Genomic DNA, 12,806 nt, shown 5'->3' on the forward strand with positions numbered 1-12,806 from the left:
AAGAAGAAGGGCTTTGCGATTTTACTTCTTCTTATCTTTCAAGTTGAAACTTGCTGGATTTAGCACCTGACCAATCGGCTGGTTGCTGAGATATCAAAGGGCCAGTTCCCTCCATCTCTCGAGATAAGAATCTTGCTATTTAATTATGCTTTCACAGAAAAGCATTTGATCTATGGCTTGTTATGTATTGTACAATGTACACCACCTTTATTTGAATTGCAAGAACATTTTTATTAAATAAAAAACGTATAAAGAAAACAGTCCTGCTGTCAAGATTGTGACAACAGGACTGTATTCGCTTACAAATGATCTGTCTTTTTTGAAAATTGAAATTTACCATCTTGCCGGTTTTTTTCACGAATTTCATTCTTCTTTGCGCGTTTTGCGTTGTTATCTAACGGCTTCTTATCATTATCTTTTGTCATATTAAAACACAGCTCCTTTCCTCATGCTGTGTTTATTTTCTGCGATTAGGTATGTGTTTTATTCTTCTGCATCATTCATAAAGAAAACTGCAACAGTGCCAGGACCGACATGTGCCCCAATAGCAGAACCAACTTCATTAATAATGAAGTCTTTTGTTCCAAATTTTTCAGTGAACATTTCTTTCACTTGCTGAGCAGCTTCTTCATCAGCAGCATGTGTAATGCAAACAGTTTGCTTGTCTAAATTTTTTGCACGTTCCTCAGCGAGTTCTAGAAGACGTCTAAACAACTTTTTGCGCCCACGGATTTTTTCGAGAGGAAGCAGCTTGCCATCCTCTAAATGAAGAATTGGTTTTATATTAAGCAGACCGCCAACAAAGGCAGATGTTTTGCTAATACGTCCTCCGCGGTATAAATATTCTAAGGAATCAACTGTGAAGATATGTTCCATTTGCTCGCCTAACGCTTTTACAACCTGTAAGATTTCATCCTTGCTCTTACCAGCTTTGGCCATTTCAGCAGCTCTTTTGACAATGTAGCCTTGCCCAAGTGAAGCGCACTTTGTATTAACAACTGTTACATCAAGGTTCGGATGTTGACTAATGACATTTTCCTTCATCATTTCAGCTGTTTGAAACGTACCAGACAAGTCAGCTGAAAAGGAGAGATAAATGGCTGATTGTTCTTGCTTTGCAATGTCGGTGAACGTTTCTTCAAATATTGCTGGCGACACTTGAGAGGTTTTTGCGACTTTTTCAGCCCGCATCTCATTGTAGAGAGTTGTTGGGGTGATTGTTTCGCCATCTAAATAGTCATTACCTTCTATGTGCACACCAAATGGTAAGCAAGTAATGTCAAGTTCTTTCATCATTTCTTTTGATAAATCACAACCAGTATCGGTGATAATTTTCACACTCATTGTTTCACCTTCTTTCGTTTTTGTAGCTTTATTTTAAGTCTGTATAGTTGATTTTTCAACGAAAGAGGAATAAATTATGCAAGCAATGAAGAAGAATTTAAAAAATTATACGATTTGTTGTCAAAAAATAAAAGAAATGATTTAAACATTGAGAGAGAGTCGTTATAATGAGAAAGGCAAATTTGAGGATATGTTACTTAACATATAAAACATGCAATGTAAAAAGGAGGAGTTAATGTTGATGGTGTGGATGGAGGCGAAAAAAGTCGCTGTTGTTATATTCGGGGCAATGTTAAATGCGGTTGCCATGAATTTGTTTCTAATTCCAGCAAATGTTTATGCCAGCGGCTTTACGGGTATCGCCCAATTAACATCTAGTTTATTAATGAGAGTACTTCCTATAGATGATATTACAGGTATTTTGCTCTTGCTCATGAATATTCCGGTTGCCATTCTTGGCTGGAAGAAAGTTGGTAAGAGCTTTACTGTTTATAGCTTTATTAATGTTGTCTTTACGAGTATTTTCATGCAAATTATTCCAGTTACTTCATTGTCGCCAGATATCTTATTAAATGCTGTATTCGGCGGTGTTGTGGCAGCCATCGGTATCGGTTTCACACTCAAATGGGGTGCTTCAACTGGTGGTATGGATATTATTGCGATGATTATTTCTCGTATGAAAGATCGCCCAATTGGAATTTATTTCTTGCTTATGAATTCTGTGATAACAGGGGCAGCAGGTCTCCTATTCGGTTGGGAAAAAGCGCTCTATACACTTGTGACATTATATGTCTCAACTCGTGTAATTGATGCGATCCATACTCGTCATGAAAAGCTAACAGCTATGATTATTACAAAGAAAGCTGAAGATCTTGAGAAAGCAATCCATAGCAAGCTAGTCCGTGGAATTACGACTGTGCCAGCTCGGGGAGCATTTTCAAAGGAAGAAAAAGAAATGCTTATTATGGTAATTACACGGTACGAACTGTTCGATCTAGAACAAATTATCCATGAGGTTGACCCTTCAGCGTTTACAAATATCGTTCAGACGACTGGAATCTTTGGATTTTTCAGGAGAGATTAATCAAATTGTAACTTTCACTTTTTCCTCTGGAGGAATACAATAGAAATGGAAAGGAGTGCAATCATTATGAAAAAGTTTTTAGCTGTTATATTAACCGGCATATTGTTAGCAGGTTGTGGGCAAACAGCAGAAGATGAAAATCCACCAGCGGAAGATAAACCTCAAGACGAAGCCCAAGCAGCAGAAGAAACCTTAGAATCATTAGGTGCCTCTGCAGATATTCACCAAAGCGGTAAGGCAGTTATGTTTGATATGGAGCTTGCGAATAACGGTAGTGAGGATGCAGAATTAACGTACACATCTGGCCAACAATATGAAATTGTGGTAACAAATGAAGAGAATGAAGAAGTGTACCGTTATTCTAAAGACCAGGCTTTTACAGAAGCTATTGAAGAGAAAACACTTCAAGCTGGAGAATCAATGACATGGCATGAAGAATGGACACCTCAAGATGCAAAGAGTGGTACTTATGAAGCGACAATTACATTAATGCCTGCAAAAGTAAATGGCGAGGAAGTATCAGAAAAGACATTTGAAATCTCAAAGACATTCGAAATCGAAGAGCAAGGAACAGCCTTCAAAAACCTACAAGTTGAAGGTGATGAAGGAAAGTATTCAATTACAGGTGAAGCTCGTGTATTTGAAGGAGTATTTTTCTACTCAGTAGAAGAAGGTCATGAATACCTTGTGGAGGAAACAAAAGTTGACGTGAAGCAAGGTGCACCGAATTGGTCTCCTTTTACTATTGAATTAGATATTCCAAAAGAAGATCTTCCTGTTAACGGTACGGTAACATTAGTTCTTTATGAAAAGTCAGCAAAAGATGGACAACCAACGAATGTAACAACTATTAAAGTCGATGATATTCAAAAAGATTTAAATTAAAATGACTAGAAAAGTCGGGGCGTTTTCCTCGGCTTTTTTTGTTTGATAAATTTTTAAAGACAAAGATAAAAAATGGGAATAATGGTATAGTATATATAGAATAATTAGTATCCTTTTCCTGTTATTTCAAAAGGTTTAATTCTTTCAATAACAAAAGGAGAAGAATGGGGGAAATATATTGTTTGGTTTAAAATCAGAGAATAAACGGTTAAGGGACGAAATTGAAGAGTTGAAAGCAGAATTAGCAAAAGCTAAAAGAACCGAAAATGAGCCAAATGTAAAAATGAAATCTTTCCTAGAGGATTTATATAATGATTTAACATCAACAGTGAAAAAGCATGAGGCTGTAAATGGCCAGCATCATTTATTAGATGAGCTTGTCCGAAAGCTGAAAGACCGGTTTAATACAGTTAATGATTTAAGTCAGCAATCAAATGATAATTCAGAAACGATGGAGCAAAAAGGTGAAACACTTATCAGCTCCACAAATGAAATGGTAAAACAATCACAAGAAGGTCTCGAAGCCGTCAGCAAGGTGGAGGCGTTAATTAAGCAGCTTGGAGATCACTCGCAAGAAACATCGAAAAGCATGACCCAGCTCGGTGTTCGTTCAAAAGAGATTGAAGAAATTGTGAAAGTTATTAATGAAATTGCTGAACAAACGAACTTACTTGCTTTAAATGCTTCCATCGAAGCTGCACGGGCTGGAGAACACGGCAAAGGATTTGCTGTTGTGGCCAACGAAGTGAGGAAGCTAGCTGAAAATACAGCTCAAAGTACAAAGCATATTGATGATTTGACGAAACGAATTCAACAGGAAATCGAAGAAGCGCTTCAAGATACGCAAGGCAGTATAAAATTCGTAAATGAAGGCATTGAGATGAGTACGACAACCACGGAAAAAATTAAATACATCCAACAGGTTATTGCGACTGTCCGTGGAGAAGTAGGAGACGTGCTTGACACAATTCAAGAACAAAAAACTTACAGCAAAAACGTTATGGAAGAAATTGCGACAACGCAAGAATTGTTTGAAGAAATCAATACCGCGCTCATTCATCATATTGAGGATGCACAGGAAGTTGATACGAAACTGGTTAACGAAATAAATATGATTAGCAGTATGAAATAGAAAAGGCGTGGGGAATAAACCTCACGCCTTTTCATATGTTTAATGTTTTATTGAGGAAGCAGCTTGGTCAAGCTTCTGCTGTAACTCACGTAATTGAGCACGTTCAGCGTTAGAAGATTGAGCAAAAGCTGATGAAAGGTTGTTTTTCGCTGTGGCTAGAGCTTGTTGTGTCTCTGCGTCAGACTGTGGTTGTTGCACAGCTTGTTCAGCACGATGAACGGCTTCTTCTGCTAGTTGGAAAAGTTTATTGCTCATCGTTTAGAGACTCCCTAATGATGTTTCATCAATTAACTTTTCTTTTCGCTGTTGTGCTTCCTCCATAGTGGAGTAGTACGGAATACGTTCATCATGTTTTTTGACAGCATCAGCGCTCTGTTGTGCAAAACGTTTTGACTTATTGCGTTTGCTCAAGCGAATTCCCCCCAGATAGTTAAAGTGAGTCATTCATTTGACTCATTGTTAGTTTGTCCGTTCTGTAGAGGGACATGAACGGCAATGAATGGGAGTCCTTATTTGACTGTAAGCGACAAGGCTTCTTCAAGAAATTGGGCAATACCATCATCTTCATTTGAAGCTGTAACTGTATTACTGACAGCTTTTAATTCATCAATCGCGTTATCCATGGCAACACCGGTACCGGCATATTCAATCATTTCTAAGTCATTATCTTCATCTCCGAACGCAATAATCCGCTCACGTGGAATATTATAATAATTAGCCACTCTTTCAACACCGACGGCTTTATGGATACCTTTTTTTACAATTTCAATAACATGCCATGGGGCAGCCCATTTGCGGTGCTCGATGACTTCAGCATGTGCGTCTGTTAAGTGCTCACGAATCGTATTTACTTTATCAAGGTCAGGGTAAATCAGCAATGATGTCGGTTCTTCAGTTAACAATTCGTCGAGCTTCCCTGATTGGATTTCAGGGTCGCCTAGGTTGAATAAATTAATAATCGCTTCGTCATGGTAATGAAAATATACTTTATCTAAAACTTCCGCGATAATATTTTTAATTCCGAATTCTTCGCAGGCTCGAACAATCCGTTTTGTTGTTTCCTTAGAAAGCGTTGTATGATAGTTACCCCAATCATTATCGAGAGGGTGATGAATGTGGGCACCATTAAAGTTAACAATAGGTGTATTTAATTCAAGCTGATCATAATACATTTTACTTGCTCGGTAAGGTCTGCCTGTTGCAATCATGACAACATGCCCTTGTTTTCTCGCTTCGAAAAGAGTCTGTTTTGTCCGCTTTGAAATGAGTTTTTCATCAGTTAATAGCGTTCCGTCTAAATCTAATACGATTAAATGGCGATCTCTCATAATTCGGTAATCAGTCCCTTCTCTAAAGTAGCTTGCTATTATGGCTATATAGGTAGCTTATTCCCATTATAAAGCAAGAATGTTATCTAAGTGTAAAGAGATGCTTGAGCAGGCGTAATTTTGTTGGGAATGTTTTAGGGAATGAAAGGGTGGGTACTTAGATTATAAGAGGTAAAACTTAAAGGAGGAAGTTAATGATGAGAAGACGTACTGTAGCAATGTTGGCAGGCGTAGGAGCAGCTACAGCAGTGACAGCTGTTATGAACAAGGACAAGCTTCAAACAGCAACATCAAAAGTAACGGACAAAATTAAAAAGCAAAATTCTGACCGTGAAGATTCTCTTCCAATTGAAAAAGCAGGAAAGTCCAGCCCTGAAGACTTAGAGAACAATAAAATGGTTTCAGAAGGTTCCCAATTCGGACCTAACTACTACCACAACTATAAATATGCAGAACAGCATGAACAAGAAACATACTAACTAGAAAAGCTCGGCAGATGTCGAGCTTTTTTGTTACTGAAAAATTGGATTTGAATAAAATAATCGTGAAGCTAATCTGGAAACATAGGTTGTTCATTTTGTTTTGTCATTAAAACATGCGATAATGGAAAGCAGAACCTCTGAAAAAAGGAGATTGACTCATGATCGTATTAGACAAAGAACAACCAGCAGGTATACCGTTGCTTCATGTCGTTCAGCAAGAAAAAATGCATCAGAAGCTGCCAACTGTCATCTTTGTACACGGTTTTACAAGTGCGAAAGAGCATAATTTACATGTGGCATATTACCTTGCAGAAGCAGGTATACGCGTTCTTTTGCCTGAAGCTTTGCATCATGGTGATCGGGATGAAGGCTTGAGTGAAGAAGACTTAATGTTTTCATTCTGGAAAATAGTTATACATACCATTCATGAACTTGAAGCAATAAAGGAATACTATACGGCAAAAGAATTTATAGAAGAAGATAAGATTGGCCTTGTTGGAACTTCAATGGGTGGTATTGTTACGCTTGGTGCGTTAACACAATATGATTGGATTCAAAGTGCTGTTTCGTTAATGGGTAACCCTTCATATGAAAGCTTTTCTCGTTGGCAAATGGACGGTATTAAGAAAAGCGGGGCACCAGTGCCGTTAGATGAAACAGAAATTGAAAAGCAAATTGCTAGCTTGAAGCCTTACGATCTTTCTGCTCAGTTGGAGAAGGCGTGTGACGTTCCGCTGCTTTTCTGGCACGGAAAGCTCGATCAAGTAGTTCCATTTGAGCATGCAAATGATTTTTATTATAATCTCCGTTCTGCTTATCCAGACGCAATAACAGAATTTATCGAAGATGAGAAAGCTGGACATAAAGTGTCACGTGAAGGGGTATTGGCAACTGTAGAATGGTTTGAAAAACATTTAATGAATCAAAAAGTTACCGAGAAGCAATCGTGATGATTTTAAAAATTGCGCTGTTTCGTCTATAATGAAACTAACACCGTAACAGTGGAAAGGAGTTTTGTACAATGGATAAAGCAATGGAAGAAAGCTTAATGGGTGCATTAGAGAACGTAATTGACCCTGAATTGGGTGTGGATATTGTAAATCTTGGTCTTGTATACGGGGTAGATTTGGATGATGAAGGTGTCGCAGAGGTAACAATGACGCTGACAGCAATGGGCTGCCCGCTAGCAGGCCAAATCGAAAGCGAAGTACACCGTGCGCTTGCTGACTTGCCTGAAGTAAAGGATACAAAAGTAAATATCGTTTGGAACCCGCCTTGGACAAAAGACAAAATGTCTCGTTATGCAAAAATTGCACTTGGCGTTGCAGATTAATTGTAAAAAAGGTGAGCCCTTCATGGATGTGAGGGCTCACCTTTTTTATATGAACTGTGAGAGGTCGATATCATGTTTTTTTACTTTATATAATAAGCTCTGGCGTGATATACCGAGGAGTTCTGCTGCTTGTGCTTGGTTTCCATTTGAATAAGTAAGGGAATCCTCGATTACTTTTTTCTCCACGCTATTTAAATGAATAGGTAATGAAAAATCTTCTTCTGTAATTTGCTCATATTCAAATGTAGAGGTGTCTTCTTCACCTGTATAAGAGGTGATTTCTTCGGGAAAATCTTCAAGTTGAAGGTTTTCTGTAGCACTTAAGGCAGTAGCACGTGCTAAAGCATTTTGAAGCTCTCGAATGTTTCCTGGCCACTCATAACGAATAAGTTCTTTTCGTAAGTCTTCTGAAATCGTATAGTGTCGCTGATGCTCGGTTTCATGCTGTTGAAGAAACTGACCAATGATATCTGGTAAATCTTCTTTTCTTTCTCGTAATGGAGGAAGCTCAATTCGAACAATATTTAGTCGATAATATAAATCCTCTCGAAACTCTCCATTCTGTACCATTTCCCACAAGTTTCGATTCGTAGCGGCAATAAGGCGAATATCAACAGACCGTTCCGCAGTACTACCCAGAGGTGTGAATGTTTTATCTTGGGTAAACTGAAGAAGTTTTGCTTGCAGGTCAAGCGGGATTTCGCCAATTTCATCTAAAAACAGCGTCCCGTCATCAGCAGCTGCACATTTTCCTTTTTGTGCTTGTAACGCGCCTGTGAACGCGCCTTTTTCGTAACCAAATAGTTCGCTTTCAAGTAAGTGGGCTGGAATGGCGGCACAATTTACTTTAATAAATGGTTTATTATGACGGTTGCTTTCAAGATGAATGGCGTTAGCACAACGGGATTTCCCAGTTCCGCTTTCACCTTGTAAGAGAACGGTCACATCTTGAGGTGCAACTCGCTCAATCATCTTAAAGACATTTTTCATTTCTTCACTTTTTCCTATCATTCCATGCAGGTTATGGGTTTGCTCAACTTGGGTAGAGGTGTCTTCTGAAGCTTGGTGGTTTTGTCTCCACTCAAATGTTCGCTGCATGACTTGACGTAATTCATCTGCTTTGATTGGTTTTGTTAAATAATCAAATGCACCTAGCTTCATTGCATGCACAGCATCTTCAATATCTCCATAAGCTGTGCAAAGGATAAATGTAGTCTTCGGATAATCTTCTTTCCATTTCTTCAACAGCTTCAAGCCTGTCGTATCTGGGAGCATAATATCTAACAATGCAACATGAACAGGCTGGGTACTTATTAGCTTCTCAGCCTGTTCACCTGTTGCAGCTTCGTATACCACATATCCTTCTTTCTTAAGTGTTCGGGCTGTTAAACGCCGAAATTTATCGTTATCTTCTACAAACAAGATCGTCTGTTCCATGTTCAGTGCTCCTTATTTTCTAATTTTGGTAAGTAAACGGTAAACGTTGTACCTTGATTCGGGGCACTTTCAACTTCGATATGGCCGTTATGAGCTGAAATCATCTCATGCGTAATCCATAAGCCTAATCCCGTACCTTCTTGTTTCGTGGAATAAAATGGGTTGAATATTCGTTCGATTTTCGTTTCTTCCATTCCGACTCCATTATCCTCGAAGCAGCATTCAAACATGCCGTCATTTTCAGTCAAGGAAATGATAAGCCGCTTGTCTTCCTTGGAGGCTTCAATGCTATTTAAAATGATATTCAAGAAACTTTGGATCAATTGATTCCGATCGCCAATCATCATACAAGGCTTGCTTGGCAAATTGGCTTCAACTTTCATATTATTTCGTTTAAATTGATGTGAAAGAAGCTGAAGCAGTTCCTTTAAGACTTGCGTTAAATTAATTTCTTGTTCAGCCTTTGAACGTGAGCGGCTGAAACGTAGAAACCTTCGAACAATATCATCAAGCCGTTTTATTTCGTCTTGGATATCTGTAATTGTTTCTTCAAAAAGCTCAGTTGACTCTTCACTTAAGTTATACTCTTGCTTCAATTCGTTCAGTTCACTTTCAACGACATCGCTTGCCATTTGGATTGTACCAAGCGGGTTCTTAATTTCATGAGCAAGTCCTGCAGTCATTTGTCCAATTGCTCGCAGCTGTTCAGAGCGCTGTAAGTGTTTCTTTAGCTGCTTAACCCTTGTGATATCCCAAAATGTTGTAACAACTCCGATAATTTGCTCGTTTTCATCGAGTAGCGGTGAGCTCGAGCGTTTCATCGTTACTTTCTTCTTACTAAGAGCGGTATAGGTATATTCATCTTCAAGACCTTCGTATCGATTAGATGCTTCTTTACAGGTTATTAAATGTTTTTTCAATGGTAACGGTAGGTGGTGGATTGGCTTATCAATAATTTCTTCTTTCTTCATACCAAGCAAGTCTGCACCTGATTTATTAATAGAAGTCACATTTCCATCCGTATTCATCGTAATAACACCGAAGGGAAAGGATTCTAAAATATGTTGAAGGTGTTCTTCTTTCGCCTTTAAGCTTTTCGCCATGTAATGCATCGTATTTTCTAATGTTTTTAGTTCATCTTTTTCCCTTAGAATGGCCAGCTGCCATTTCTCTCCGAGAGCGTAACTAGATGCTTGTTGTGTTAATTGCTTAATTGGTTTTGAAATGATTTTCGTTCCGATAAATAAAAATAAAATGCCAAGTGCAAAGATAGCTAACCAACCAATTGTTAAAACACGAGTTAATGTATAGACAGGTGAATTCGCTTCACTTTTTGGTTGAACTGTAATTGCAGTGAAAGGAAAGTGGTCAACTGGGAAATGGGCAATGAGTGCTTCCTCATTCAAAAAGCTACCATAGAAGACACCTTTCTTTTCTAAATAGATATCCTGATAGAATGATAAGCTCTGCAAATTCTTGCCGATTGTCTCTTTAGAAGTTGTATCCATTAATACGGTTCCTTGTGTATCAAGTAAAATCGTTCTTCCGTTCTCTCCGATGATATTATTTTGATAATACTTTTGTAGATCACCTGCTTTAATACGGGCAATGACTTTTCCATGCAACGTGCTCTTATAATGTTCTTGAATCGGGATATTTAGAAGAATGAAACTACCTTTTCTCGTTTGTTGTATTTCTCCTGAAACGAAACTGCAGCGGCACCATGACAAGTCCTCTAATTGTAATTTCATGTCTTTTGATATCGTAATTGTAGATGTTCGAATTGGAGAATAGTGCATCAGCTTGTTTTCATTATTGAACACAAAGATATCGTAAAGAATAGGGTCTTGACTCGCCAATATATCCAAATTCTTATATAGATAAGAAAAACCTTCTGGTCGGTCGTTGAATTTAGCTACATTTACTTTAAGGGTATTGAGTTTTTGGAGCAGGAGCTGGTCTGTTTTTGAAGCAGTCGTTTTAATGGATGCAAGTGCTTGTTTCTTTTGCTGTTCTTGTAACGTATCCTCGGATAACACAACTGCAAAGATAAATGTCACCGTTAATGGAATAAATACAAATAAAAAGCCGAATATGAGAAATCGAAGTGTGACACCTTTTGGTAGTGTGAATTTCATAGGAGCTCCTTTCTACCTTTCTTATTATAACGAAGAAAGCAGGCTTGAGGTAAGGGGGGGGCGGATAACAAAAAACTCCCACAAGGTGAGAGTTTTTGTGTCGCATTTATGCAGTTGCCCATCTGCCAACCGTCTTCAGAGCGGAGTCTTGTGGAAATTGCTTGCGGTAAATTTGGTAGTACAAGCATTCTTGCTTACTGCGAATCGGAACTTCAGCATTCGCCTTTACTTCATTAAACTCTGCATCTGTAATGGCTTTTTCAGCATATTCATCCATTAGTTCCTTAGCGCCGCTTCCTTCTGAGAATTCTTCTTTCTTACGCCATAGCACATGTTCTGGTATATAACCTTCAAATGACTGTCGTAAGATTCGTTTTTCAATCGCATTTTCATTTTGAATCTTGTATTCTGCTGGAATACGAAGACCACATTCAATCATTTCTAAGTCAAGGAATGGGACGCGAAGCTCAAGAGAGTGGGCCATACTCATTCGGTCAGCACGCTGTAAGTTAATGTTATGAAGCGTATTAATAATATTTAGTAGTTCATCATTCAGTTCCTGAGTGTCCGTGAACTTCTCCAAATAAGCGTAGCCGCTGAATAGCTCATCAGCCCCTTCTCCAGATAAAATAACTTTTACATGCTCTGCTGCAAGCTTAGAGATAAAATAGTTTGGCAGAGCGCTCCGAACGAGGGAAGGCTCATAAGACTCTAAATGATAGATGACTTTTGGAAGTGCTTCAATTAATTCTTCTTGGGTGTAGATATATTCATGATGTTCTGTTCCGATTTCCTTTGCTACATCTCGTGCACGCTGGATATCCATCGAATCTTTTGAACCGACACAAAATGATTTTAGAGGATTGTTCCCTTTATGGTATTTAGCTGCAATGGCAGCGATTAAGCTGCTATCAAGCCCACCGCTTAAAAGTACACCAACTTCAACATCAGCTAATAAGCGTTTTCGTACAGCACGTGTCAATGTTTGTTGGACTTCAGCTGTAATCATTTGTTCATCTGACATCCAATTTTCTTCAGCAGGGTTCTTAATTTCGTTATAACAAACGAATCCTTCTTCAGGTGTAAAATAATAACCAGCTGGAAATTCATTGACATCTTCCGTAACTAAATATAATGTTTTCAGTTCAGAAGCAAACACATAATGATCATCAGAGGTTTTTCCGTAATAGAGGGGTTTGATCCCTAATGTATCTCTAGCTGCTATGAAGGTATTTTGCTCTTCATCAGCGATAAAGAAAGCAAACATACCATCTAGAGCATGAACAGCCTCTGTGCCTTTTTCTTCATACAGCTTTAACACAACTTCGCTGTCACTTTCTCTTAAGTAAGTCGTATTCGCAGGCAATGAATCTTTCAATTGCTTATAATTATAAATTTCTCCGTTACATACAATCCATTTTGTTTTTGTTTCGTTAGGGATTGGTTGAATGCCATCTTCAACGCCGATAATAGATAGCCGTTGATGGCCTAGATGGAAGTTTTCAAGAAGGATATCTGAACCTTCGTCAGGTCCGCGGTGTTTCATACTTTGTAGTACATCATTCATCAATTGGTTGGTAAGATCTCCGGTTGTGGCAAATATGCCGCACATAGTAAACGTCACCTCATTTGTGGTTTTGAAA

Annotated in this window: 14 protein-coding genes and 1 riboswitch; of the genes, 6 read left to right on the forward strand and 8 right to left on the reverse strand. The window is 38.5% G+C overall.

Features of this window, described 5'->3' with window-relative positions:
- Positions 1–28: 28 nt before the first annotated feature.
- Positions 29–130: riboswitch (SAM riboswitch) on the reverse strand.
- Between the two features lie 169 nt (positions 131–299).
- Positions 300–425, reverse strand: a complete 126-nt coding sequence (locus LC040_01135; GenBank protein WLR51538.1) for a DUF3941 domain-containing protein — start codon at positions 423–425, stop codon at positions 300–302.
- A gap of 58 nt (positions 426–483) precedes the next feature.
- Entirely contained in the window at positions 484–1,344 is an 861-nt protein-coding gene (locus LC040_01140; GenBank protein ID WLR51539.1) for a DegV family protein, read from the reverse strand.
- A 241-nt stretch (positions 1,345–1,585) separates the two neighbouring features.
- Between LC040_01140 and LC040_01145 the strand changes: the two genes are divergently transcribed.
- The 3 genes from LC040_01145 to LC040_01155 all read left to right on the forward strand — a co-directional run bounded on the left by LC040_01145 (position 1,586) and on the right by LC040_01155 (position 4,445).
- Positions 1,586–2,428, forward strand: coding sequence for a YitT family protein (locus LC040_01145; protein WLR53164.1), 843 nt, complete (start codon positions 1,586–1,588; stop codon positions 2,426–2,428).
- A 66-nt stretch (positions 2,429–2,494) separates the two neighbouring features.
- On the forward strand, positions 2,495–3,313 hold the full coding sequence (locus tag LC040_01150) for a BsuPI-related putative proteinase inhibitor (GenBank protein ID WLR51540.1): 819 nt from the start codon (positions 2,495–2,497) through the stop codon (positions 3,311–3,313).
- A gap of 178 nt (positions 3,314–3,491) precedes the next feature.
- The gene (locus tag LC040_01155; GenBank protein WLR51541.1) at positions 3,492–4,445 is read left to right on the forward strand and encodes a methyl-accepting chemotaxis protein; all 954 of its coding nucleotides are present in this window, start codon (positions 3,492–3,494) and stop codon (positions 4,443–4,445) included.
- A gap of 39 nt (positions 4,446–4,484) precedes the next feature.
- On the opposite strand, the gene LC040_01160 is transcribed toward LC040_01155, so the two are convergent.
- From LC040_01160 to LC040_01170, 3 genes are all read right to left on the reverse strand, one after another.
- Positions 4,485–4,700, reverse strand: coding sequence for a DUF3813 domain-containing protein (locus LC040_01160; GenBank protein WLR51542.1), 216 nt, complete (start codon positions 4,698–4,700; stop codon positions 4,485–4,487).
- A 3-nt stretch (positions 4,701–4,703) separates the two neighbouring features.
- Positions 4,704–4,856 carry a hypothetical protein gene (locus tag LC040_01165; GenBank protein WLR51543.1) on the reverse strand — a complete coding sequence of 51 codons (153 nt, stop codon included), beginning with the start codon at positions 4,854–4,856 and terminating at the stop codon, positions 4,704–4,706.
- Between the two features lie 98 nt (positions 4,857–4,954).
- The gene (locus LC040_01170) at positions 4,955–5,773 is read right to left on the reverse strand and encodes a Cof-type HAD-IIB family hydrolase (GenBank protein ID WLR51544.1); all 819 of its coding nucleotides are present in this window, start codon (positions 5,771–5,773) and stop codon (positions 4,955–4,957) included.
- 194 nt (positions 5,774–5,967) lie between these two features.
- Here LC040_01170 and LC040_01175 point away from each other — a divergent pair, with 194 nt between their 5' ends.
- From LC040_01175 to LC040_01185, 3 genes are all read left to right on the forward strand, one after another.
- A complete protein-coding gene (locus LC040_01175) occupies positions 5,968–6,252 on the forward strand; it encodes a hypothetical protein (protein WLR51545.1) in 285 nt (94 codons plus the stop codon).
- A gap of 161 nt (positions 6,253–6,413) precedes the next feature.
- Positions 6,414–7,205, forward strand: a complete 792-nt coding sequence (locus LC040_01180) for an alpha/beta fold hydrolase (GenBank protein WLR51546.1) — start codon at positions 6,414–6,416, stop codon at positions 7,203–7,205.
- A 71-nt stretch (positions 7,206–7,276) separates the two neighbouring features.
- Complete coding sequence (locus tag LC040_01185; GenBank protein ID WLR51547.1) at positions 7,277–7,588, forward strand: metal-sulfur cluster assembly factor; 312 nt, start codon at positions 7,277–7,279, stop codon at positions 7,586–7,588.
- Positions 7,589–7,633: 45 nt separating this feature from the next.
- Here the strand turns inward: LC040_01185 and LC040_01190 are convergent, their stop codons facing one another.
- The 3 genes from LC040_01190 to asnB all read right to left on the reverse strand — a co-directional run bounded on the left by LC040_01190 (position 7,634) and on the right by asnB (position 12,775).
- The gene (locus LC040_01190) at positions 7,634–9,025 is read right to left on the reverse strand and encodes a sigma-54 dependent transcriptional regulator (GenBank protein ID WLR51548.1); all 1,392 of its coding nucleotides are present in this window, start codon (positions 9,023–9,025) and stop codon (positions 7,634–7,636) included.
- A 2-nt stretch (positions 9,026–9,027) separates the two neighbouring features.
- The gene (locus tag LC040_01195; GenBank protein ID WLR51549.1) at positions 9,028–11,163 is read right to left on the reverse strand and encodes an ATP-binding protein; all 2,136 of its coding nucleotides are present in this window, start codon (positions 11,161–11,163) and stop codon (positions 9,028–9,030) included.
- 106 nt (positions 11,164–11,269) lie between these two features.
- Positions 11,270–12,775 (reverse strand): asparagine synthase B, encoded by a 1,506-nt coding sequence (gene asnB / locus LC040_01200; protein ID WLR51550.1) that lies wholly within the window; start codon positions 12,773–12,775, stop codon positions 11,270–11,272.
- Positions 12,776–12,806 lie beyond the last annotated feature (31 nt).

This window comes from Bacillus tianshenii (assembly GCA_020524525.2).
In the GTDB taxonomy this organism is placed as follows: Bacteria; Bacillota; Bacilli; order Bacillales; family Bacillaceae_N; genus Bacillus_AV.

Coding starts and splice junctions, on each gene's coding strand:
- LC040_01190 (WLR51548.1), bottom strand. CDS start 9,025: ATGGAACAGACGATCTTGTTTGTAGAAGATAACGATAAATTTCGGCGT.
- LC040_01135 (WLR51538.1), bottom strand. CDS start 425: ATGACAAAAGATAATGATAAGAAGCCGTTAGATAACAACGCAAAACGC.
- LC040_01170 (WLR51544.1), bottom strand. CDS start 5,773: ATGAGAGATCGCCATTTAATCGTATTAGATTTAGACGGAACGCTATTA.
- LC040_01180 (WLR51546.1), top strand. CDS start 6,414: ATGATCGTATTAGACAAAGAACAACCAGCAGGTATACCGTTGCTTCAT.
- LC040_01145 (WLR53164.1), top strand. CDS start 1,586: ATGGTGTGGATGGAGGCGAAAAAAGTCGCTGTTGTTATATTCGGGGCA.
- LC040_01175 (WLR51545.1), top strand. CDS start 5,968: ATGATGAGAAGACGTACTGTAGCAATGTTGGCAGGCGTAGGAGCAGCT.
- LC040_01150 (WLR51540.1), top strand. CDS start 2,495: ATGAAAAAGTTTTTAGCTGTTATATTAACCGGCATATTGTTAGCAGGT.
- LC040_01140 (WLR51539.1), bottom strand. CDS start 1,344: ATGAGTGTGAAAATTATCACCGATACTGGTTGTGATTTATCAAAAGAA.
- LC040_01160 (WLR51542.1), bottom strand. CDS start 4,700: ATGAGCAATAAACTTTTCCAACTAGCAGAAGAAGCCGTTCATCGTGCT.
- asnB (WLR51550.1), bottom strand. CDS start 12,775: ATGTGCGGCATATTTGCCACAACCGGAGATCTTACCAACCAATTGATG.
- LC040_01195 (WLR51549.1), bottom strand. CDS start 11,163: ATGAAATTCACACTACCAAAAGGTGTCACACTTCGATTTCTCATATTC.
- LC040_01185 (WLR51547.1), top strand. CDS start 7,277: ATGGATAAAGCAATGGAAGAAAGCTTAATGGGTGCATTAGAGAACGTA.